Source organism: Limimaricola pyoseonensis (assembly GCF_900102015.1).
Taxonomy (GTDB): domain Bacteria; phylum Pseudomonadota; class Alphaproteobacteria; order Rhodobacterales; family Rhodobacteraceae; genus Limimaricola; species Limimaricola pyoseonensis.
Genome location: NZ_FNAT01000017.1, coordinates 1 through 20,966 on the forward strand (window position 1 = coordinate 1; position 20,966 = coordinate 20,966).

Annotated in this window: 17 protein-coding genes and 1 tRNA gene; 3 read left to right on the forward strand and 15 right to left on the reverse strand. The window is 68.2% G+C overall.

The window, feature by feature from the left end; translation table 11 throughout:
- The 4 genes from BLT43_RS18505 to rpsL all read right to left on the reverse strand — a co-directional run.
- The coding region (locus BLT43_RS18505) for a GTP-binding protein (protein ID WP_165612566.1) at window positions 1-116 on the reverse strand (116 nt) is incomplete at its 3' end.
- Window positions 117-203: 87 nt separating this feature from the next.
- Window positions 204-2,327, reverse strand: a complete 2,124-nt coding sequence (gene fusA / locus BLT43_RS18510) for an elongation factor G (protein WP_090115332.1) — start codon at window positions 2,325-2,327, stop codon at window positions 204-206.
- An 18-nt stretch (window positions 2,328-2,345) separates the two neighbouring features.
- A complete protein-coding gene (gene rpsG, locus BLT43_RS18515) occupies window positions 2,346-2,816 on the reverse strand; it encodes a 30S ribosomal protein S7 (RefSeq protein ID WP_090115333.1) in 471 nt (156 codons plus the stop codon).
- Between the two features lie 14 nt (window positions 2,817-2,830).
- Window positions 2,831-3,202: a 30S ribosomal protein S12 gene (gene rpsL / locus BLT43_RS18520; protein ID WP_090115334.1), complete on the reverse strand. Its 372-nt coding sequence runs from the start codon at window positions 3,200-3,202 to the stop codon at window positions 2,831-2,833.
- A gap of 504 nt (window positions 3,203-3,706) precedes the next feature.
- Between rpsL and BLT43_RS18525 the strand changes: the two genes are divergently transcribed.
- Window positions 3,707-4,843 (forward strand): TauD/TfdA family dioxygenase, encoded by a 1,137-nt coding sequence (locus BLT43_RS18525; protein ID WP_090115364.1) that lies wholly within the window; start codon window positions 3,707-3,709, stop codon window positions 4,841-4,843.
- 100 nt (window positions 4,844-4,943) lie between these two features.
- Window positions 4,944-5,927, forward strand: a complete 984-nt coding sequence (locus tag BLT43_RS18530) for a glycosyltransferase family 2 protein (RefSeq protein ID WP_090115335.1) — start codon at window positions 4,944-4,946, stop codon at window positions 5,925-5,927.
- Window positions 5,928-6,017: 90 nt separating this feature from the next.
- On the opposite strand, the gene rpoC is transcribed toward BLT43_RS18530, so the two are convergent.
- From rpoC to BLT43_RS18580, 10 genes are all read right to left on the reverse strand, one after another.
- Window positions 6,018-10,259, reverse strand: a complete 4,242-nt coding sequence (gene rpoC / locus BLT43_RS18535; RefSeq protein ID WP_090115348.1) for a DNA-directed RNA polymerase subunit beta' — start codon at window positions 10,257-10,259, stop codon at window positions 6,018-6,020.
- Between the two features lie 71 nt (window positions 10,260-10,330).
- Window positions 10,331-14,470: a DNA-directed RNA polymerase subunit beta gene (gene rpoB, locus BLT43_RS18540; RefSeq protein WP_090115349.1), complete on the reverse strand. Its 4,140-nt coding sequence runs from the start codon at window positions 14,468-14,470 to the stop codon at window positions 10,331-10,333.
- Window positions 14,471-14,719: 249 nt separating this feature from the next.
- Window positions 14,720-15,094 carry a 50S ribosomal protein L7/L12 gene (gene rplL / locus BLT43_RS18545; protein ID WP_090115350.1) on the reverse strand — a complete coding sequence of 125 codons (375 nt, stop codon included), beginning with the start codon at window positions 15,092-15,094 and terminating at the stop codon, window positions 14,720-14,722.
- Between the two features lie 69 nt (window positions 15,095-15,163).
- Window positions 15,164-15,676: a 50S ribosomal protein L10 gene (rplJ, locus tag BLT43_RS18550; protein ID WP_090115351.1), complete on the reverse strand. Its 513-nt coding sequence runs from the start codon at window positions 15,674-15,676 to the stop codon at window positions 15,164-15,166.
- Between the two features lie 256 nt (window positions 15,677-15,932).
- The gene (rplA, locus tag BLT43_RS18555; protein ID WP_090115352.1) at window positions 15,933-16,634 is read right to left on the reverse strand and encodes a 50S ribosomal protein L1; all 702 of its coding nucleotides are present in this window, start codon (window positions 16,632-16,634) and stop codon (window positions 15,933-15,935) included.
- A 3-nt stretch (window positions 16,635-16,637) separates the two neighbouring features.
- Entirely contained in the window at window positions 16,638-17,090 is a 453-nt protein-coding gene (gene rplK / locus BLT43_RS18560; protein ID WP_090115353.1) for a 50S ribosomal protein L11, read from the reverse strand.
- A gap of 191 nt (window positions 17,091-17,281) precedes the next feature.
- A complete protein-coding gene (locus tag BLT43_RS18565) occupies window positions 17,282-18,568 on the reverse strand; it encodes a glycosyltransferase family 4 protein (protein ID WP_090115354.1) in 1,287 nt (428 codons plus the stop codon).
- A gap of 4 nt (window positions 18,569-18,572) precedes the next feature.
- A complete protein-coding gene (gene nusG, locus BLT43_RS18570; protein WP_090115355.1) occupies window positions 18,573-19,109 on the reverse strand; it encodes a transcription termination/antitermination protein NusG in 537 nt (178 codons plus the stop codon).
- 174 nt (window positions 19,110-19,283) lie between these two features.
- Entirely contained in the window at window positions 19,284-19,484 is a 201-nt protein-coding gene (gene secE / locus BLT43_RS18575) for a preprotein translocase subunit SecE (RefSeq protein WP_090115362.1), read from the reverse strand.
- Between the two features lie 79 nt (window positions 19,485-19,563).
- A tRNA-Trp gene (locus BLT43_RS18580) sits at window positions 19,564-19,639 on the reverse strand.
- A 128-nt stretch (window positions 19,640-19,767) separates the two neighbouring features.
- Between BLT43_RS18580 and BLT43_RS18585 the strand changes: the two genes are divergently transcribed.
- Window positions 19,768-20,457 carry a lysophospholipid acyltransferase family protein gene (locus tag BLT43_RS18585; protein WP_090115363.1) on the forward strand — a complete coding sequence of 230 codons (690 nt, stop codon included), beginning with the start codon at window positions 19,768-19,770 and terminating at the stop codon, window positions 20,455-20,457.
- A gap of 97 nt (window positions 20,458-20,554) precedes the next feature.
- Here the strand turns inward: BLT43_RS18585 and BLT43_RS18590 are convergent.
- On the reverse strand, window positions 20,555-20,966 hold a 412-nt coding region (locus BLT43_RS18590; RefSeq protein WP_479724261.1), incomplete at its 5' end, for an EF-Tu C-terminal domain-related protein.

Sequence of the window (20,966 nt, forward strand, 5' to 3'; positions counted from 1 at the left end):
AAGTCACCGAAGTACTTGGTGATCGCCGCGGTCAGCGTGGTCTTGCCGTGGTCGACGTGACCGACGGTGCCGATGTTCACATGCGGTTTCGTGCGCTCAAACTTGGCCTTCGCCATGGTCTTACCTCTTGTCTTGATCGGCCGGCGGCAAGGCGCGCGGCCCTCAGGGGGTTGAGGCGCGCGGTTGCCCGCGCGCCGCGTTCATCAGGCGTACTTCTTCTGGATCTCGTCCGAGATGTTCTGCGGCACCGGCTCGTAATGATCGAAGATCATCGTGAACTGGGCCCGGCCGGACGACATCGACCGCAGCGTGTTGATGTAGCCGAACATGTTGGCGAGCGGCACGAAGGCGTTGATCACGATGGCATTGCCACGCGTGTCCTGCCCCTGCACCTGGCCCCGACGCGAGGTCAGGTCGCCGATGATCGAGCCGGTGTACTCCTCAGGCGTGAGCACCTCGACCTTCATCATCGGCTCGAGCAGCTTGGCGCCGGCCTTGCGCAGACCTTCGCGCATGCACATCCGCGAGGCGATCTCGAAGGCCAGGACCGAGGAGTCGACGTCGTGGAACTTGCCGTCCAGCAGCTCGACCTTGAAGTCGATCACCGGGAAGCCCGCCAGCGGACCGGAGTCCATCACCGACTTGATGCCCTTCTCGACGCCGGGGATGTATTCCTTCGGCACCGCGCCACCGACGATCTTCGATTCGAACGAGTAGCCCTCGCCCGCCTCGGTCGGCATGATGTTGAGCTTCACTTCCGCGAACTGGCCCGAACCACCCGACTGCTTCTTGTGGGTGTAGGTGTGCTCCACCGGGTGACCGATGGTCTCGCGGTAGGCCACCTGCGGCGCGCCGATGTTCGCCTCGACCTTGAACTCCCGCTTGAGGCGGTCGACCAGGATGTCGAGGTGGAGTTCGCCCATGCCCTTCATGATGGTCTGGCCCGACTCGAGGTCGGTCTCGACGCGGAAGGACGGGTCCTCGGCGGCGAGGCGCTGGAGACCGGCGGACATCTTCTCCTGGTCGGCCTTGGTCTTCGGCTCGACCGCGATCTCGATGACCGGATCGGGGAAGGTCATGGTCTCGAGCACGACCTGCTTGTTCGGGTCGCACAGCGTGTCACCGGTGGTGGTCTCCTTGAGACCGGCCAGCGCGATGATGTCGCCCGAACCCGCCCATTCGATCTCCTCGCGGGAGTTCGAATGCATCATCATCATCCGGCCGATGCGCTCGCGCTTGCCCTTGGTCGAGTTCATCACCGAACCGCCCTTCTCGAGCAGGCCCGAGTAGATGCGGGTGAAGGTGAGCGAGCCGACGAAGGGGTCGTTCATGATCTTGAACGCGAGGCCGGCGAAGGGCTCCTCGTCGCCGGGGCGACGCTCGATGTTGCGGGTCTCGGTCTCGTCGTCCGGCGCGAAGCCCATGTAGGGCGGCACGTCGAGCGGCGAGGGCAGGAAGTCGATGACCGCGTTCAGGAGCGGCTGGACGCCCTTGTTCTTGAAGGCCGAACCGGCCGCGACCGGCACGAAGGACAGCGACAGCGTACCCTTGCGGATCAGCTCGCGCAGCTTCGGCTCGTCGGGCTCGTTGCCCTCGAGATAGGCTTCCATCGCGTCGTCGTCCTGCTCGACGGCGTTCTCGATCAGGGTCGAGCGCCACTCGGCAGCGACGTCCTGCAGGTCGTCACGGATAGGCTGGCGCACCCAGGAGGCGCCCAGGTCTTCACCCTTCCAGACCCACTCTTCCATCTTGATCAGGTCGACGATGCCCTCGAGCTTGTCCTCGGCGCCGATCGGCAGCGAAATCGGCACGGGGGTGGCACCGGTGCGGTCCTTGATCATCTTCACGCAGTTGAAGAAGTCGGCGCCGATCTTGTCCATCTTGTTGACGAAGACGATGCGCGGGACCTTGTAGCGGTCGGCCTGGCGCCAGACGGTCTCGGTCTGCGGCTCGACGCCGGCGTTGGCGTCCAGCAGGCAGATCGCGCCGTCGAGCACCGCGAGCGAACGCTCGACCTCGATGGTGAAGTCGACGTGGCCGGGGGTGTCGATGATGTTGAAGCGGTACTTCGTGTCCGAAGTGCCCTCGAGCGTCGGGTCTTCCTGCCGCTGCCAGAACGTGGTCGTGGCGGCGGAGGTGATGGTGATCCCGCGCTCCTGCTCCTGCTCCATCCAGTCCATGGTGGCGGCGCCGTCATGGACTTCGCCGATCTTGTGGGACTTGCCGGTGTAGAACAGGATCCGCTCTGTCGTGGTGGTCTTGCCGGCATCGATGTGGGCCATGATGCCGAAGTTGCGGTAGCGCTGCAGAGGATAGTCGCGTGCCATGATGGGGCTCCTTCCCGCTTACCAGCGGTAGTGGCTGAACGCCTTGTTGGCGTCGGCCATCTTGTGGGTGTCTTCGCGCTTCTTCACCGCGGAACCGCGGCCGTTGACTGCGTCGAGCAGCTCGCCGGCCAGGCGCTCTTCCATGGTGTTCTCGTTGCGCTTGGCGCTGGCGTCGATCAGCCAGCGGATCGCCAGCGCCTCGCGGCGCTCGGGGCGGACCTCGACGGGGACCTGGTAGGTCGCGCCGCCGACACGGCGCGAGCGGACCTCGACCGACGGCTTGATGTTGTCGAGCGCCTCGTGGAACACCTCGACGGGCTCCTTCTTGAGGCGGGTCTCGACGCGATCGAACGCGTTGTAGACGATCTTCTCGGCAACGGACTTCTTGCCGTCGATCATCAGGTTGTTCATGAATTTCGTGACAACCCGGTCGCCGAACTTGGCGTCGGGCAGGATCTCACGTTTCTCGGCGGCGTGGCGACGCGACATGGCGCTCTCTCTCCTTACTTCGGACGCTTGGCGCCGTACTTCGAGCGGCGCTGCTTGCGGTTCTTGACCCCTTGGGTGTCGAGCACGCCGCGGAGGATGTGGTAGCGCACGCCCGGAAGGTCTTTCACCCGGCCGCCACGGATCAGGACCACCGAGTGCTCCTGCAGGTTGTGGCTCTCACCGGGGATGTAGCTGATGACCTCGTAGCCATTGGTCAGGCGCACCTTGGCGACCTTCCGCATGGCCGAGTTCGGCTTCTTCGGCGTGGTGGTGTAGACGCGGGTGCACACGCCCCGCTTCTGCGGGCAGGACTCGAGGTGCTGCGACTTGGACTTGGTGACTTTGGGCTGCCGCGGCTTGCGGATCAGCTGCTGGATCGTTGGCATTGGGCGTCTTTCCCCGTTTCCTGCACATGTGTCGCGGACCAGGGGCCCGCCGATTTCGGTTCCTCGCGGCTTCATGCGTCCACGAAGCGCAAAAAATCCGCGAACGCGCCCCTTTCCCGGACACGATGCGGTGGGTCTCCAGAGGATCGGGGCGCTATGTCCCGGATCATGACCACTTCAGCTCTGATATCAGGGCGGAAAGCGGACTGCCCCCTGCCCAAGTGACGGCCGTATATGGGGAGTCGCGGAGCGTGTCAACTGCCGCCCCCCCCCCTCCCCCGCCCCGGGGGCTCGGCGGGGGCCCGGCGCCGCAACGGGATGACGCGGGGCGCGGGAAATGCTAGGCCATGCGCGGTTTTCGATCGACAGGAGCCGCGGCCTTTCCATGTGCGTCGTGATCGGCAGATGCCCGGGCCATCCGCATGCCAAGGCCCATTGCTGGTGGCCGCCGCCGGGGCCGCCCCGCATCCGCCTGACCTGACATTCGATTCGACGGAGACCTTCATGACTCTCACGGCAACCCCGCGCCTCGAGGCGCGGCAACTGCGGCTCGACTGGAGCGACGGCCGCAGCGACCACTTCCCCTATCTGTGGCTGCGCGACACCGACCCGGCCGGCTTCCACCCCCAGACCGGCGAGCGGGTGTTCGACCTGACTTCGGTCGATCTCGACCTTGCCCCCGAGGCGGCGCGGGTCGAATCGGGCGCGCTGCTGCTCGACTGGCCGGGCAGCGACACGCCGAGCCGCTTCGCGCTCGACTGGCTCATGGCCCACCGGCCCGGCACGGCCCGCCACGACCCGGCCGAGATCGCGCCCGAGGCCTGGCGCGCCGATCTCGGCGCCGCCGGCGTGCCGCGCGCCACGGCCGGCGAGGTGCTGAACGACGACGCGGCGCTGGCCGGCTGGCTGCACGCCTCCAAGCGCTTCGGCCTGTCGATCGTCGAGGGGCTCGACGACAGCACCGAGGCCGGCATGGCGGTCGCCCGGCGCATCGGCTTTCTGCGCGAGACCAATTTCGGCCGCACCTTCGAGGTCGTCTCGAAGCCGAACCCGAACAACCTCGCCTACACCGCCGACGCGCTGCCGCTGCACACCGACCTGACCAATCAGGAGCTGCCGCCGGGCTGGCAGTTCCTGCACTGCCTCGCCAACGAGGCGACCGGCGGCGGCTCGGTGTTCTGCGACGGGCTGGCGGTGGCGCGCGACCTCGCGCGCGAGGACCCGGCCGCTTTCGAGCTGCTCTCGACCGTCACGGTGCCGTTCCGCTTCCATGACGCGGAGACCGACATCCGCGCCCGCAAGACGGTGATCACCCTCGCCCCGAACGGCGCGGTCAGCGAGATCTGCTTCAACGCGCATCTCGCCGACATCCTCGACATCGCGCCCGAGCTGATGCCGGACTACTACGCCGCCTATCGCCGCTTCATGCAGATGACGCGCGACCCGGCCTATGCGGTGACGCTGAAGCTCAAGGCCGGCGAGATGGTGGTGTTCGACAACCGCCGGGTGCTGCACGGGCGCACCGCCTTCGACCCCTCGACCGGGTTCCGCCACCTGCATGGCTGCTACGTGGACCGCGGCGAGCTCGACAGCCGCATCCGGATCCTGGCGCGCGCCGCCGAGGCCGAGCAGGCCGCCTGATCCTTGGCGGGAGGGCCCGGCGCACAGCGCGTGCGGGCCCTCCCCCACCCGTGCCCCCACCCGTGATGGACCATGGCGCCGATCCGTGCATGATCCGGCCATGGCCGCCCCCACCGATCCCGTCCTCGTGTTCTCCGCCATGCGCGACGAAGGCGCCCATCTGGTCGAATGGGTGACGTGGTACCGGATGCTGGGCTGCGAGATCCTCGTCGCCGTCAACGACTGCACCGACCGCTCAGAGGCGCTGCTTGCGGCCTTCGCGCGGGCCGGCTGGCTCGAATGGTTCGCGCACGACCCGCCCGACGGCGTGCCGCCCAAGCAGGCGGCGCATGCGCAGGCGCGGCGCCACGCGGCGACGCGCCGGGCCGGCTGGCTGCTGATCTGCGACGCCGACGAGTTCCTCGTGCCGCATCGGGGCGGCGGCGGCATCGACGCCTATCTCGACGCGGTCGGCCGCGGCCATGACGGCATCGCGCTGCATTGGCGCTGCTTCGGCACCGGCGGCGAGGCGCACTACGCCCCGGGCCTCACGCATCGCCGCTTCACCCGCTGCGGCCCGGCGCGCCGGCCGCCCAACATCTGGCTCAAGACTCTGGTGCGCGACCCGCACCGCTTCGAGCGCTGGGGCGATCACATGCCCTGGGCCTTCGAGGGCCGGGGGACACCGCGCTTCGTCGACAGCGAGGGCCGGCCGCTCGCGGCCGAGGGCGCGGGCCGGGTGGCCGTGCGCCACACCGCGCCGGAGGCGATCGCCCATGGCGGCGCGCAGATGAACCACTACGCGCTGCGCTCGCGCGAAGAGTTCGAGCTGAAGCGCGGCACGCCCTCGGCCACCGCCTTCCGCGACCGCTACACCGACGACTTCTTCGAGCGCTTCAACCGCAACGTGCAGCGCGACCTCTCGGCGCTGGCCTTCGCGGCCCCCTTCGACCGGCTGCACGCCGAGGCGATGGCCCTGCCCGGCGTTGCCCGGCACCATCACCTGTGCTGCGCCGACCGCGTCGCCCGCATCTGCCGCCTGCAGGGGCGCGCGCCAAAGGGCGATCCGCGCTGGCGCGAGGCGATGATGCGCGCCGCCATCTGACGTTTCACGTGGAGCGCGCCACACCCGGCGCAACGAGAAAGGGCCCCCGGTTTCCCGGGGGCCCCTCATGTCGTTTCGCGGCGACAGGGATCAGTCGCGGCTGTCCTCGTGGCGCTCGGTCACGGTGTCGAACTCCGCGTCCTGGACCGGCGCCTCGGAGGGCGCGGCCAGGGCCGCGGCCTGCTCGGCCGCCTCGCGCTTCTGCTCGACCACGGCGTGGTCGCGGTCATGCGCGATCTTGCGCACGCGGGTGGTCGCGCCACCGGTGCCGGCCGGGATCAGGCGGCCGACGATGACGTTCTCCTTGAGGCCCACCAGCTTGTCGCGCTTGCCCTGGACCGAAGCCTCGGTGAGCACGCGGGTGGTCTCCTGGAACGAGGCCGCCGAGATGAAGCTGCGGGTCTGCAGCGACGCCTTGGTGATGCCGAGCAGCACGGGGCTGCCCTGCGCCGGACGGACGCCCTTGTTGAGCGCCTTCTGGTTGGCCTCGTCGAACTCCGCCTTGTCGACATGCTCGCCCTTGAGCAGCGTCGTCTCGCCCGAGTCCATGATCTCGATCTTCTGCAGCATCTGGCGAACGATCACCTCGATGTGCTTGTCGTTGATCTTCACGCCCTGCAGTCGATAGACGTCCTGCACCTCGGCGATCATGTACTCGGCCAGCGCCTCCACGCCCATGATGGCGAGGATGTCGTGCGGCGCCGGGTTGCCGTCCATGATGTAGTCACCCTTCTGCACGAAGTCGCCTTCCTGCACCGGGATGTGCTTGCCCTTGGGCACCATGTACTCGACCTTGTCGAGGCTGTCGTCGGCCGGCTCGATCGCGATGCGGCGCTTGTTCTTGTAGTCCTTGCCGAAGCGCACATAGCCGTCGATCTCGGCGATGATCGCGTGATCCTTGGGACGACGGGCCTCGAACAGTTCCGCCACCCGCGGCAGACCGCCGGTGATGTCCTTGGTCTTGGCGCCCTCGCGCGGGATCCGCGCCACCACGTCGCCGGCCTGGACGGTCTGGCCGTCCTCGACCGAGAGGATCGCGTCCACCGACATCGGGTAGGTCACCGGGTTGCCCGCGTCGTTGCGGACCGGTTCGCCATCCTCGCCGGCGATCAGGATCTCGGGCTTGAGCTCGTTGCCCTTGGGCACCGAACGCCAGTCCGCGACGATCCGCTGGGTCATGCCGGTGGCGTCGTCGGTCTCCTCGCGCACGGCGATGCCGTTGACGAGATCGACGAAGCGCACCTTACCGGCCTTCTCGGCGATGATCGGCAGGGTGTAGGGGTCCCACTCGAACAGCTTCTCGCCGCGCGCGACCTCCTGGCCCTCCTTGTGGAAGACCTTGGTGCCGTAGCCGATCTTGTGGCTGGCCCGCTCCTCGCCGTCCTCGCCGACGATGGCGAGCACCATGTTGCGGCCCATCACGATCTGCTCGCCCGCCGCGTTCTCGAGGAGGTTGGCGTTGCGGAACTCGATCTTGCCCGACTGGCTGGCCTCGAGGAACGACTGCTGGCCACCCTGCGCGACGCCGCCGATGTGGAAGGTCCGCATCGTCAGCTGGGTGCCCGGCTCGCCGATCGATTGCGCCGCGATGATGCCCACGGCCTCGCCCTGGTTCACCATCGTGCCGCGGGCGAGGTCGCGCCCGTAGCACATGGCGCAGACGCCGTCGTCGGACTCGCAGGTCAGCGGGCTGCGGATGCGCATCTTCTGCAGACCCGAACCCTCGAGCATGTCGGCCTTGCGCTCGTCGATCAGCTCGCCCGCCTTGAGCAGCAGCTCCTCGGTGCCGGGCTTGAACACGTCGTCGGCCGAGACCCGGCCCAGCACGCGCTCGGAGAGCGGCGCGACCACCTCGCCGTCATTGACCGCCGCTTCCGCGGTGATCGCCCGGTCGGTGCCGCAGTCATGCTCGCGGATGATGCAGTCCTGCGCCACGTCGACGAGACGACGGGTCAGGTAGCCCGAGTTCGCGGTCTTCAGAGCGGTGTCCGACAGACCCTTCCGCGCGCCGTGGGTCGAGTTGAAGTACTCGAGCACGGTCAGGCCTTCCTTGAAGTTCGAGATGATCGGCGTCTCGATGATCTCGCCCGACGGCTTGGCCATCAGGCCGCGCATGCCGCCCAGCTGCTTCATCTGGGTGACCGAGCCCCGGGCGCCCGAGTGGGCCATCATGTAGACCGAGTTCGGCTCCATTTCGGCGCCGGCCTCGTCCCGCTTGTTGGCGGAGATGGTCTGCATCATCGCCTCGGTGACCTTGTCGTTGCACTTCGACCAGGCGTCCACGACCTTGTTGTACTTCTCGCCCTGGGTGATCAGGCCGTCCATGTACTGCTGCTCGAAGTCCTTGACCTGTTCGCGGGTCTCGTCGACCAGCGTCCACTTGGCCTCGGGAATGACCATGTCGTCCTTGCCGAACGAAATGCCGGCGCGGAAGGCCTCCTTGAAGCCCGCGGACATGATCTGGTCGCAGAAGATCACCGACTCCTTCTGACCGCAGTAGCGGTAGACGGTGTCGATCACCTGCTGGACTTCCTTCTTGCGCAGCAGCCGGTTCAGCAGCTCGAACGGCGCCTTGGCGTTGAGCGGCAGAAGCGCGCCCAGACGCAGCCGGCCCGGCGTGGTCTCGTAGCGCTTGAAGACCTCGTTGCCCTCGTCGTCGATCTGCTTGATCCGCGCGGTGATGCGGGCGTGCGGGTGCACCTCGCCAGCGGTCAGGGCGTGCTCCACCTCCTCGATCGAGCCGAAGGACATGCCCTCGCCCTTCATGCCTTCACGCATGATGGTGGTGTAGTAGAGGCCCAGAACCATGTCCTGCGACGGCACGATGATCGGCGCGCCGTTGGCGGGCGACAGCACGTTGTTCGTGGACATCATCAGGACGCGCGCTTCCAGCTGGGCTTCCAGCGAGAGCGGCACGTGCACGGCCATCTGGTCGCCGTCGAAGTCGGCGTTGAAGGCCGAGCAGACCAGCGGGTGCAGCTGGATCGCCTTGCCTTCGATCAGGATCGGCTCGAAGGCCTGGATGCCGAGACGGTGCAGCGTCGGCGCGCGGTTCAGCATCACCGGGTGCTCGCGGATCACCTCGTCGAGGATGTCCCAGACCTCGGGACGCTCCTTCTCGACCAGCTTCTTCGCCTGCTTCACGGTGCTCGACAGGCCCTTGGCCTCGAGCCGCGAGTAGATGAAGGGCTTGAACAGCTCGAGCGCCATCTTCTTGGGCAGGCCGCATTGGTGCAGCTTGAGCTCGGGGCCGGTCACGATGACCGAACGGCCCGAGAAGTCCACGCGCTTGCCGAGCAGGTTCTGGCGGAACCGGCCCTGCTTGCCCTTGAGCATGTCCGACAGCGACTTCAGCGGGCGCTTGTTGGCGCCGGTGATGACGCGGCCGCGGCGGCCGTTGTCGAACAGCGCGTCGACCGACTCCTGCAGCATCCGCTTCTCGTTGCGCACGATGATGTCGGGCGCGCGCAGTTCGATCAGCCGCTTGAGGCGGTTGTTGCGGTTGATGACCCGGCGGTAGAGGTCGTTCAGGTCCGAGGTCGCGAAGCGGCCGCCATCGAGCGGCACCAGCGGGCGCAGCTCGGGCGGGATCACCGGGATCACGGTCATCACCATCCACTCGGGACGGTTGCCGCTCTCGATGAAGCTCTCGACGATCTTCAGTCGCTTGATGATCTTCTTGGGCTTCAGCTCGCCGGTCGCCTCCTTGAGGTCGGCGCGCAGCTGCTCGGCCTCGCCCTCGAGGTCGATCTGGGCCAGCATCTCGCGGATCGCCTCGGCACCGATATTGGCCGAGAACGCGTCGGCGCCGTACTGGTCCTGCGCGTCGAGATACTGCTCCTCGGTCATCAGCTGGCCGTAGGCCAGATCGGTCAGGCCGGGCTCGATGACGACGTAGTTCTCGAAGTAGAGGATGCGCTCGAGGTCACGCAGCGTCATGTCCAGCATGAGGCCGATCCGGGAGGGGAGCGACTTCAGGAACCAGATATGCGCGACCGGCGCGGCCAGCTCGATGTGGCCCATGCGCTCACGGCGCACCTTCTGCAGCGTCACCTCGACGCCGCACTTCTCGCAGACCACGCCGCGGTACTTCATGCGCTTGTACTTACCGCACAGGCACTCGTAGTCCTTGATCGGGCCGAAGATCCGGGCGCAGAACAGGCCGTCGCGCTCGGGCTTGAAGGTCCGGTAGTTGATGGTCTCGGGCTTCTTGATCTCGCCGAAGGACCAGCTGAGGATCCGCTCCGGCGAGGCGAGGCTCACCTTGATCTCGTCGAAGGTCTTGGCCGGGGTCAGCGGATTGAACGGGTTGTTCGTGAGTTCCTGGTTCATTTCAAATCCTTGAATCTAGGCAGAGGGCGACGGCGCCCCGCCCCGGTGACCCGGGGCGGGAAAAGACGCCGTTACTCGTCCTCCGCGTCCAGGAGTTCCATGTTGAGGCCGAGGCCCCGGACTTCCTTCACGAGAACGTTGAACGATTCCGGCACGCCGGCCTCGAAGTTGTCCTCGCCCTTGACGATGCTCTCGTAGACCTTGGTGCGGCCGGCCACGTCGTCCGACTTCACGGTCAGCATCTCCTGCAGCGTGTAGGCGGCGCCGTACGCCTCGAGCGCCCAGACCTCCATCTCGCCGAAGCGCTGGCCGCCGAACTGCGCCTTGCCGCCCAGCGGCTGCTGGGTCACGAGGCTGTACGGCCCGGTCGAACGCGCGTGGATCTTGTCGTCCACCAGGTGGTGCAGCTTGAGCAGGTACTTCACGCCCACGGTCACGTTGCGCGAGAACTTCTCGCCGGTGCGGCCGTCGAACAGCTCGGACTGGCCGGATTCGTCGAAGCCCGCGCGCTTGAGCGCGTCGTTGACGTCCGGCTCCTTGGCGCCGTCGAAGACCGGCGTGGCGATCGGAACGCCGCGCTGCACGTTCTCGGCGATCTCGGCCACCCGCGCCTCGTCCATGCCCTTGATGCCCTCTTCGTAGACATCCTCGCCATAGGCGATGCGCAGCGCCTCGCGCACCGGGGTGAGATCACCCGAGCGGCGATACTCCTGCAGCGCCTCGTCGACCTGGATGCCGAGGCCGCGCGCGGCCCAGCCCATGTGGGTCTCGAGGATCTGACCCACGTTCATGCGCGACGGCACGCCCAGCGGGTTGAGGCAGAAGTCGACCGGCGTGCCGTCGGCGAGGAACGGCATGTCCTCCATCGGCACGACGCGGGAGATGACGCCCTTGTTGCCGTGACGGCCGGCCATCTTGTCGCCCGGCTGCAGCTTGCGCTTCACCGCGACGAAGACCTTGACCATCTTCATCACGCCCGGCGGCAGGTCGTCGCCGCGACGCACCTTCTCGACCTTGTCCTCGAACCGCGCGTCGAGCGTGCGCTTCTGGATCTCGTACTGCTCGTTCAGCGCCTCGACGATCTTGGCGTCGTCCTCGTCCTCGAGGGCGAGCTGCCACCACTGGCCGCGCGACAGCGTGCCCAGCAGCTCCTCGTCGATGGTCGCGCCGGCCTTGACGCCGCGCGGGCCCTTAACCGCGGTCTTGCCGAGGATCAGGTCCTTGAGACGGGCGTAGATGTTGCGGTCGAGGATCGCCAGCTCGTCGTCGCGGTCGCGCGCCAGACGGTCGACTTCCTCGCGCTCGATCTGCAGCGCGCGCTCGTCCTTGTCGACGCCGTGGCGGTTGAACACCCGGACCTCGACGATGGTGCCGAAATCGCCCGGCGGCAGCCGCAGCGAGGTGTCGCGCACGTCGGACGCCTTCTCGCCGAAGATCGCCCGCAGGAGCTTCTCTTCCGGCGTCATCGGGCTTTCGCCCTTCGGGGTGATCTTGCCCACGAGGATGTCGCCCGGCCCCACTTCGGCGCCGATGTAGACGATGCCCGCCTCGTCGAGGTTGCGCAGCGCTTCCTCGCCGACGTTCGGGATGTCGCGGGTGATCTCCTCCGGCCCGAGCTTGGTGTCGCGGGCCGCGACCTCGAACTCCTCGATGTGGATCGAGGTGAAGACGTCGTCGCGCACGATGCGCTCGGAGATCAGGATCGAGTCCTCGTAGTTGTAGCCGTTCCACGGCATGAACGCGACGACCACGTTCTTGCCGAGTGCCAGCTCGCCCATGTCGGTCGAGGGACCGTCGGCGATCACCTCGTCCTTCTGGACGCGGTCACCCACCTTCACCAGCGGGCGCTGGTTGATGCAGGTGTTCTGGTTCGAACGCTGGAACTTGCGCATCCGGTAGATGTCGACCCCGGCATCGCCGAGCTCGAGATCCTCGGTGGCGCGGATCACGATCCGGGTGGCGTCCACCTGGTCGATGATGCCGCCGCGGCGCGCCATGATCGCGGCGCCGGAGTCGCGGGCCACCACTTCCTCGATGCCGGTGCCCACGAGCGGCGCCTCGGCCTGCAGGAGCGGCACGGCCTGACGCTGCATGTTCGAGCCCATCAGCGCGCGGTTCGCGTCGTCGTTCTCGAGGAACGGGATCAGCGAGGCGGCAACCGACACCAGCTGCTTCGGCGAGACGTCGATCAGGTCGACGCTCTCGGAGGGCGCGAGCATGTAGTCACCCGACTGGCGGGTGTTGACCAGCTCGTTGGTGAACTTGCCGTTCTCGTCGAGCGAGGCGTTGGCCTGCGCGACGGTGTGGCGCATCTCCTCGGTGGCCGAGAGGTAGTGCACCTCGTCGGTCACCTGCCCCTCCACCACCTTGCGGTAGGGGGTCTCGATGAAGCCGTACTTGTTCACCCGCGCGAAGGTGGCGAGCGAGTTGATCAGGCCGATGTTCGGGCCTTCCGGCGTCTCGATCGGGCACATCCGGCCGTAATGGGTCGGGTGCACGTCGCGCACCTCGAAGCCGGCGCGCTCGCGGGTCAGACCGCCCGGCCCGAGCGCCGAAAGACGGCGCTTGTGCGTCACTTCCGACAGCGGGTTGGTCTGGTCCATGAACTGCGACAGCTGCGAGGAGCCGAAGAACTCGCGCACCGCGGCGGCGGCGGGCTTGGCGTTGATCAGGTCCTGCGGCATGACGGTGTCGATCTCGACGCTCGACATGCGCTCCTTGATCGCGCGCTCCATGCGCAGCAGACCGACGCGGTACTGGTTCTCCATCAGCTCGCCGACCGAGCGCACCCGGCGGTTGCCGAGATGGTCGATGTCGTCGATCTCGCCCTTGCCGTCGCGCAGCTCGACCAGCGCCTTGATGCAGGCGACGATGTCTTCCTTGCGCAGCGTGCGCTGGCTGTCCTCGGCCTCAAGCGCGAGGCGCATGTTCATCTTCACCCGGCCCACGGCCGACAGGTCGTAGCGCTCGGCGTCGAAGAACAGCGTGTCGAACAGCGCCGAGGCCGCGTCCACGGTCGGCGGCTCGCCCGGGCGCATGACCTTGTAGATCTCCATCAGCGCCGATTCGCGGTTCCAGGCCTTGTTGTCGGCGGCCATGGTGTTGCGGATGTAGGGGCCGACATTGATGTTGTCGATGTCGAGCACCGGGATCTCGGTGATGCCCGCGTCCATCAGCTCCTTGAGGGTGCCGCCGGTGATCTCGCCGTCGCGGTCGGTCTCGAGCGTCAGCTCGTCGCCGGCCTCCACGAAGATCGCGCCGGTCTCCTCGTCGATGATGTCGCGCGCGACGAACTTGCCGACGATGGTGTCGAAGGGCACCAGCAGGTTCTGCACCCGGCCCTCGTCGATCAGCTTCTTGACGGCGCGCGGCGTGACCTTGTCGCCGGCCTTGGCGATCACCTCGCCGGTGGCGGCGTCCACGAGGTCATGGGCGGGACGCGTGCCGCGCACCCGCTCGGGGAAGAACTTGGTGACCCAGCTGCGGGCCTTCTTGTCGAAGCTGTAGTCGACCGTGTCGTAATAGGCATCCATGATGCCTTCCTGGTCGAGACCCAGCGCGTAGAGCAGCGTCGTGACCGGCAGCTTGCGGCGGCGGTCGATGCGCGCGAAGACGAGGTCCTTGGCGTCGAACTCGAAGTCGAGCCAGGAGCCGCGATAGGGAATGATCCGGCAGGCGAAGAGCAGCTTGCCCGAGGAATGGGTCTTGCCCTTGTCGTGGTCGAAGAACACGCCCGGCGAGCGGTGCATCTGGGACACGATCACCCGCTCGGTCCCGTTGACGATGAAGGTGCCGTTCGGGGTCATCAGGGGCATGTCGCCCATGAAGACGTCCTGCTCCTTGATGTCCTTCACCGACTTGGCGCCGGTGTCCTCGTCGACATCGAACACGATCAGCCGCAGCGTCACCTTCAGGGGCGCGCTGTAGGTCATGTCGCGGGCCTGGCACTCCTCGACGTCGTATTTCGGCTTCTCGAGCTCGTAGCGGACGAATTCGAGCGTCGCGGTCTCGTTGAAGTCCTTGATCGGGAAGACCGACTGGAACACGCCCTTGATCCCTTCGCCGTCGGTCGGCTCGGGCTGGTCACCCGATTTCAGGAACAGGTCGTAGGAGGATTTCTGCACCTCGATGAGGTTCGGCATCTCCAGCACTTCGCGGATCTTGCCGTAATATTTGCGCAAACGCTTCTGGCCGAGGAAGGACTGAGCCATGGGAGTCGTCACCTTTCAGGTCTCTGCGGATCGGCGCGGCCTGCGGGGAAGGCCGCGTCACCCAAGCGAGAGGGGGAGGTCCGGTCCATTCGCGATCTCCGTCCCACCGGAGACCTCCCGACCGGCGAACCTGCCCGGGGAGGGGGCTTTGCGCGAAAGCCCCCTTCCAAGACGGGTTCGGCTGGACCCGCGATACCGCGGATCCAGCCAATGTCGCAAGGCGTGGCGCGCGGCGCGCGCCCGCCGAGATTAGGCCAGCTCGACCTTGGCGCCAGCCGCTTCCAGCTTCGCCTTGATCTCTTCGGCTTCCGCCTTCGGAGCGGCTTCCTTGACCTTGCCGCCGGACTCGACGAGCTCCTTGGCTTCCTTCAGGCCGAGGCCGGTGATGCCGCGGACTTCTTTGATCACGTTGATCTTCTGAGCGCCGGCGTCCTTCAGGACGACGTCGAACTCGGTCTTTTCCTCTTCGGCCGCGCCGGCGTCGCCGGCCGGGCCCGCCATCATCACGGCGCCGCCGGCGGCGGGCTCGATGCCGTACTCGTCCTTGAGGATGGTTTTCAGTTCCTGGGCCTCGAGAAGGGTCAGACCAACGATCTCTTCGGCGAGTTTTTTCAGATCAGCCATTTTGCTTTCCGTTCAGTTCAAGTGTGTTCCAACGCGGGGGCGATCAAGCCCCCGAGGAGACGGGATGCCTTACGCGGCCTTCTCTTCGATGGTCGAGAGAATGGACGCGATGTTGCTGGCGGGCGCGCCAATGGCGCCGGCGATGTTGGATGCCGGGGCACCGATGCAGCCGACGATGGAAGCGATGAGCTCCTCGCGCGACGGCATCTGGGCCACGGCCTTCACACCGGCCGGATCCAGGGCCGAGTCTCCCATCGCGCCGCCGAGGACCTTGAGCTTGTCGTTGGTCTTGGCGAACGCATCGACCACCTTGGCGGCTGCCACGGGGTCTTCGGAGTAGGAGAGCACGGTCATGCCCGTGAGGTAGTCGGCGATGCTGGCGCAAGGCTTCCCCTCAAGGGCGATCTTGGCGAGCCTGTTCTTGGCAACGCGCACGGACCCGCCCGCTTCGCGCATACGCGCGCGCAGGTCCTGCATTTCGGCAACCGTCAGACCCTCGTAGTGGGCAACCACCACGACGCCAGAGCTTTCGAAGATCTGGCCGAGTTCCTCGACCACTTTCTCTTTCTGGGCTCTATCCACGGTTTACTCCAAGTTTGGGGGTTTCCCCCCGGCTCATGTTGACCCCCTGATGGTCCGGGGGCCGTTCGGGTCCGGTCAGGGTCCCGAGGCCGTGATCGCCCGAAGGGAAGCATCGCTTCCGAACGGAATGCCTTGGTCTCGTTTCCCATCTCAGGAAGGACTTAGCGGGGTTTCCCCCTGCCCTCCGTCTCGGACAGGACGGGGCGGCATGCCGCCCCGCCATTCACCCCGGCCCGAGGACCGGGGGAAATCTCTATCAGGCCGCGCCGGTGGCCGAGGCCAGGTCGACGCTGACGCCGGGGCCCATGGTCGAGCTGAGCGCCACCTTCTTGAGGTAGGTGCCCTTGGCGCCCGCGGGCTTGGCCTTGTTCACCGCGTCGACGAAGGCGCGGATGTTCTCTTCGAGCTTGCCGGCTTCGAAGGAGGCCTTGCCGATGCCGGCATGGATCACGCCGGCCTTCTCGACGCGGAACTGCACCTGGCCGCCCTTGGCGGCCTTGACGGCCTCGGCGACGTCCATGGTGACGGTGCCGATCTTCGGGTTCGGCATCAGGTTGCGCGGGCCGAGGATCTTACCCAGGCGGCCGACGATCGGCATCATGTCGGGCGTGGCGATGCAGCGCTCGAACTCGATCTTGCCGGACTGGATGGTCTCCATCAGGTCCTCGGCGCCGACGATGTCGGCCCCGGCGGCCTTGGCCTGCTCGGCCTTGTCGCCACGGGCGAAGACGGCGACGCGGATGGTCTTGCCGGTGCCGTTGGGCAGGGTGACCGAGCCGCGGACCATCTGGTCGGCGTGGCGCGGGTCGACGCCCAGGTTCATCGCGATCTCGACGGTCTCGTCGAACTTCGCGGAGGCGTTGCCCTTGATCAGCTCAATGGCCTCGGAGAGCGCGACGTTCTCCTTGCCGGCGAAGGCCTCGCGGGCGGCGCGGGTGCGTTTACCGATTTTCGCCATGACTTAGCCTTTCACCTCGATGCCCATCGACTTCGCGGAGCCGAGCACGGTCTGCATCGCGCCCTCGACGGAGGTCGCGTTCAGGTCCTTCATCTTCGCCTCGGCGATCTCGCGCACCTGCGCCAGCGTCACGGTGCCGGCGGTCTCCTTGCCGGGCAGCGTCGCGCCCTTGGCACGGTTGCGCTTGCCCACGGGCTTCAGGCCGGCGGCCTTCTTGAGGAAGAACGACGCCGGCGGCGACTTGATCTCCATCGTGAAGGACTTGTCCTGGTAGTAGGTGATCACGGTCGGGCAGGGCGCACCCTTTTCCATGTCCGCGGTCTTCGCGTTGAAGGCCTTGCAGAACTCCATGATGTTGATGCCGCGCTGACCCAGCGCCGGACCGACCGGCGGCGACGGGTTCGCTTCGCCGGCCTTCACCTGGAGCTTCAGCTGCCCCATCACTTTCTTGGCCATCGGGCCTCTCCTTCTCGCAACAGCCTTCCGGGCGCGCCCGGCGGCTCTCGGTTGGGTGGTGCGGCTCGCGGGGCGCGCCCCGTCTGCCTCCCACATGCGGCGAATCGACTGCGACCCGGCCGCCACCAAAAGACCGGCCCGGGGGCCGGCGCAATTGGAGATGCAGCGCATAGACCCCGATGGCCGGCGCGTCAAGCCCGGCCGCGCCCTGCCCCGCCCGGCCGCTTCGGCCCGGCCGGGCGGCGCGGGTAATGCCCGGCCCAGGAGGCGGCGACGCGGTCCCAGTCGAAGCGCGCCCGCGCCACGTCCCGCCCCTCCTGCCCCAGCCGCGCCGCCCGTTCGGGCGCGCGCGCCAGCGCCTGCATCGCCCCGGCCAGCCCGGCCACCAGCTCGGCCTCGGCCGCGACCGGCACCAGGAGCGCGCCGCCCGAGCGGCCCAGCTCGGCCGGGCCGCCCCAGTCCAGCGCCACCACCGGCACCGCCAGCGCCATCGCCTCCTGCATCACGATTCCGTTGGCCTCGGCGAGGCTCGGCATCACCAGCCCGCGGCAGTCGTCCAGCGCCGCGGCCAGCCGCGCGTGATCGAGCCAGCCGGCGAATCGCACCCGCGCCCCGAGCCCCAGCCGCGCGGCCGTCGCCTCGAGCGCCGGGCGGCTCGGCCCGTCGCCATGCAGCACCAGCTCGACCTCCGCATCGCACTGCGCCAACCCCCGCAGCGCGAGGTCGAAGCCCTTGTCGTCGACCATCCGGCCGATGCAGGCGAAGCGCGGCGGCGTGTGCGCGGGCCGCGCCCGGCGCAAAAGCGCCGGCGCCACGCCGGCATCGAGCACCTCGGCCATGCGCGCGCGCGGCGCCCCGGCCAGAAGCAGCGACCGGCGCGTGCGCGCGCCGCCCGACACCAGCAGCCGCTCGGCCCGGGCGCGGTCGCGAAAGACCAGCCCCAGACCGCGCTGCGCCGGGGCGTGCAGCCAGGCGCCGAGCCTGCGGCCCGCCGGGGTCCGGCGCGCCAGCGCCGGCGGATAGTGGATGTTGCCCGACAGGGGGCCGATCACCACGTGGTAGCCGCGCGGCGCCAGCCGCGGCGCGACCGGCGAGATCGGGCAGATGTAGTGCAGGACGGTACGGGCGGGATCGTGGCGCCGCGCCAGCCGCGCCGCGGCGCGGTGAAACAGCGGCGTGACCAGCGGCCGGCCGAGCCGACTCTGCCAGGCCAGTCGCTGCAGCGGCCCGTCCTCCACAAAGGAGAGCCGCTCCGGCGGAAACAGCGCCGCGAGTTCGTCGCGGTTGCGGGCGTGGGTGATCAGCCGGGCATCGGCCCCGGCCTCGAGCAGCCAGCGGAAATACTGCAGCGCTTTGAGCGCCTCGCCGCCCATGCGGCTGCCGGCATTGGGCGCGATCAGCAGGATGCGCGGCCAGGCGTACGCGACGGCGGGCGGCGGGACGGCGGGCGACGCATCGCCCCCGGCCGGCCCGCCCATCCGGTCAGCCCTGCTGCTTGGCGACCTGGGTGAACTCGAGTTCGACCGGCGTCGCGCGGCCGAAGATCGAGACCGTCACCTTCAGGCGCTGGTTCTCCTCGTCGACCTCTTCGACCAGGCCGTCGAAATCCTCGAACGGGCCGTCCTTGACCTTGACCTTCTCGCCGACCTCGAAGCGGATCAGGGTGCGCGGGCTCTCCTCGCCTTCCTGCACGCGGTTGAGGATCTGGTTCACCTCGGCGTCGCGCATCGGCATCGGCCGGCCCTGCGGGCCGAGGAAGCCGGTGACGCGGTTGATCGAGGTCACGAGGTGATAGCCCTTGTCGGACATCTCCATGTGCACCAGCACGTAGCCGGGCATGAAGCGGCGCTCGGTCGAGACCTTCTTGCCGCGCCGGATCTCGATCACCTCCTCGGTGGGGACCAGCACCTCGTCGATCACGTCCTCGAGCCCCTGCTCGGCGACCTTGGCCCTGATCTGCTCGGCGATCTTCTTTTCGAAGTTCGAGAGCACGGAGACCGAATACCAGCGTTTCGCCATGTTGCCCGACACCTTCCGTCGCGACCGGCGCTGGGCCGGACCTTCGTTTCAATTCACCGGCCCGTGCGGGGCCGCCCAAACAGCAAATCGGCGCGCAACATGCGCGCCGTGCCTCGGTGCGCCGGTCGATACATCCCGGCGCGGCGCAGATCAAGCCCCGGAGGGCCGCGCGGCTCAGCCGCCCAGCGACTCCAGCACCGCCTGCAGGCCCGAGCGGATGCCCAGATCCACGAGGCTGAAGAACAGCGCCGCGACCGCGGCCAGCAGGAAGACCATCACCGTGGTCAGCACCACCTCGCGGCGCGTGGGCCAGACCACCTTCGAGATCTCGGCGCGGGTCTGCTGCGCGAACTGGAGCGGGTTGGTTCTGGCCATCGTCTTCACCTTTCGGGGGATCGATGCGGGTCATAAACCGCGGCGACGCGGACCGCAAGCGATGGTCGCGCGGGCGGCCTGGCAGGGGCAGCAGGACTCGAACCCGCGACCCTCGGTTTTGGAGACCGATGCTCTACCAACTGAGCTATACCCCTAGGCCGCCCTCCGACTAGCCCCGTTCGCCGCCGGGATCAAGGCCCCGTCGCGCGGATTCGCACCCCGAGCGCCCTTGCCCTCGCGGCGGGCGCGCGCAACATGCGCCCCCGAAGACGAGGGAGGTCGCATGTCGCTTCGCAAGAGACTGGCGCGCAGCCCGGCGCTGATCGGCACGATGGGCGGTCTGGCGCATGGCTATCTCGGCCATTGCCAGCGCCGCACGCGCTGGGAGCGGCGCGGCGACGCGGATCTGCGCGCCGCGCTGGCCGAGGGGCCGGTGCTGCTGATCCTGCGCCATTCGCGCCTGATGCTCGGGCCGTTCCACTGGCCGCGCGACACCGCCGACCTGTCCTCGCTGCACGACACCTCGCCGATCGCCCGAATCGCCGGCGACACGCATCGCCGCTCGGGTCTCACCCCGGTGGCGATGTCGCCGCGGCTGTCGAACCTCGCCATGTCGCGGCTGGTGATGGATCGGCTGCGCGCCGGGGCCAGCATCGGCATCACCGCCGACGGCCCGCTCGGGCCCGCCGGCCGGGTCAACGACCCGCCGATCGACTGGGCGCGCAGCATCGGCCGGCCGGTGTTCTTCTACGCCTACTCGGTCGAGCGGCAGGCCCGCGCGAAAAGCTGGGACCGGCTGCTGCTGCCGCGGCCGGGAGGGCGCGGCGCGGTGGTGTTCCGGCGCTGGGAAGGCACGGTGCCGCGCCGGCTCGACACGCAGGCGCGCGAGGCGGCGCGCGCCTCGCTCCAGGCCGGGCTCGACGCCGCCACCGCGGAGGCCGACGCCATGCTGGGCCTGCCGCCCGGCCCCTGATCCGCCGGAGCCCTGCCCGCAAACGCGAAGGGCCGCCCCGAGGGGCGGCCCTTGCCGTTGCTGCGATCGGGCGGCGCGAGGGCCGCCCGCCGCGCGATCACTCGATGATCTTGGCGACGACGCCGGCACCGACGGTGCGGCCGCCTTCACGGATGGCGAAGCGCAGGCCGTCTTCCATGGCGATCGGGGCGATCAGCTCGACGTTGAACTTCAGGTTGTCGCCCGGCATCACCATCTCGGTGCCTTCCGGCAGCACGACGGTGCCGGTGACGTCGGTGGTGCGGAAGTAGAACTGCGGCCGGTAGTTGGCGAAGAACGGGGTGTGGCGGCCGCCCTCCTCCTTGGTGAGGATGTAGGCCTCGGCCTCGAACTTGGTGTGCGGCTTGACCGAGCCGGGCTTGCACAGCACCTGGCCGCGCTCGACGCCCTCACGGTCGACGCCGCGCAGCAGCGCGCCGATGTTGTCGCCCGCCTCGCCGCGGTCGAGCAGCTTGCGGAACATCTCGACG

Excerpts from the sequence above, each read along its gene's own strand:
- BLT43_RS18585 (WP_090115363.1), top strand. The coding sequence starts at position 19,768 with ATGTCGCTTCGCAAGAGACTGGCGCGCAGCCCGGCGCTGATCGGCACG.
- rpsL (WP_090115334.1), bottom strand. The coding sequence starts at position 3,202 with ATGCCAACGATCCAGCAGCTGATCCGCAAGCCGCGGCAGCCCAAAGTC.
- BLT43_RS18525 (WP_090115364.1), top strand. The coding sequence starts at position 3,707 with ATGACTCTCACGGCAACCCCGCGCCTCGAGGCGCGGCAACTGCGGCTC.
- fusA (WP_090115332.1), bottom strand. The coding sequence starts at position 2,327 with ATGGCACGCGACTATCCTCTGCAGCGCTACCGCAACTTCGGCATCATG.
- rpoC (WP_090115348.1), bottom strand. The coding sequence starts at position 10,259 with ATGAACCAGGAACTCACGAACAACCCGTTCAATCCGCTGACCCCGGCC.
- BLT43_RS18565 (WP_090115354.1), bottom strand. The coding sequence starts at position 18,568 with ATGGGCGGGCCGGCCGGGGGCGATGCGTCGCCCGCCGTCCCGCCGCCC.
- rplL (WP_090115350.1), bottom strand. The coding sequence starts at position 15,094 with ATGGCTGATCTGAAAAAACTCGCCGAAGAGATCGTTGGTCTGACCCTT.
- rpsG (WP_090115333.1), bottom strand. The coding sequence starts at position 2,816 with ATGTCGCGTCGCCACGCCGCCGAGAAACGTGAGATCCTGCCCGACGCC.
- rplA (WP_090115352.1), bottom strand. The coding sequence starts at position 16,634 with ATGGCGAAAATCGGTAAACGCACCCGCGCCGCCCGCGAGGCCTTCGCC.
- nusG (WP_090115355.1), bottom strand. The coding sequence starts at position 19,109 with ATGGCGAAACGCTGGTATTCGGTCTCCGTGCTCTCGAACTTCGAAAAG.
- rplK (WP_090115353.1), bottom strand. The coding sequence starts at position 17,090 with ATGGCCAAGAAAGTGATGGGGCAGCTGAAGCTCCAGGTGAAGGCCGGC.
- BLT43_RS18530 (WP_090115335.1), top strand. The coding sequence starts at position 4,944 with ATGGCCGCCCCCACCGATCCCGTCCTCGTGTTCTCCGCCATGCGCGAC.
- rpoB (WP_090115349.1), bottom strand. The coding sequence starts at position 14,470 with ATGGCTCAGTCCTTCCTCGGCCAGAAGCGTTTGCGCAAATATTACGGC.
- secE (WP_090115362.1), bottom strand. The coding sequence starts at position 19,484 with ATGGCCAGAACCAACCCGCTCCAGTTCGCGCAGCAGACCCGCGCCGAG.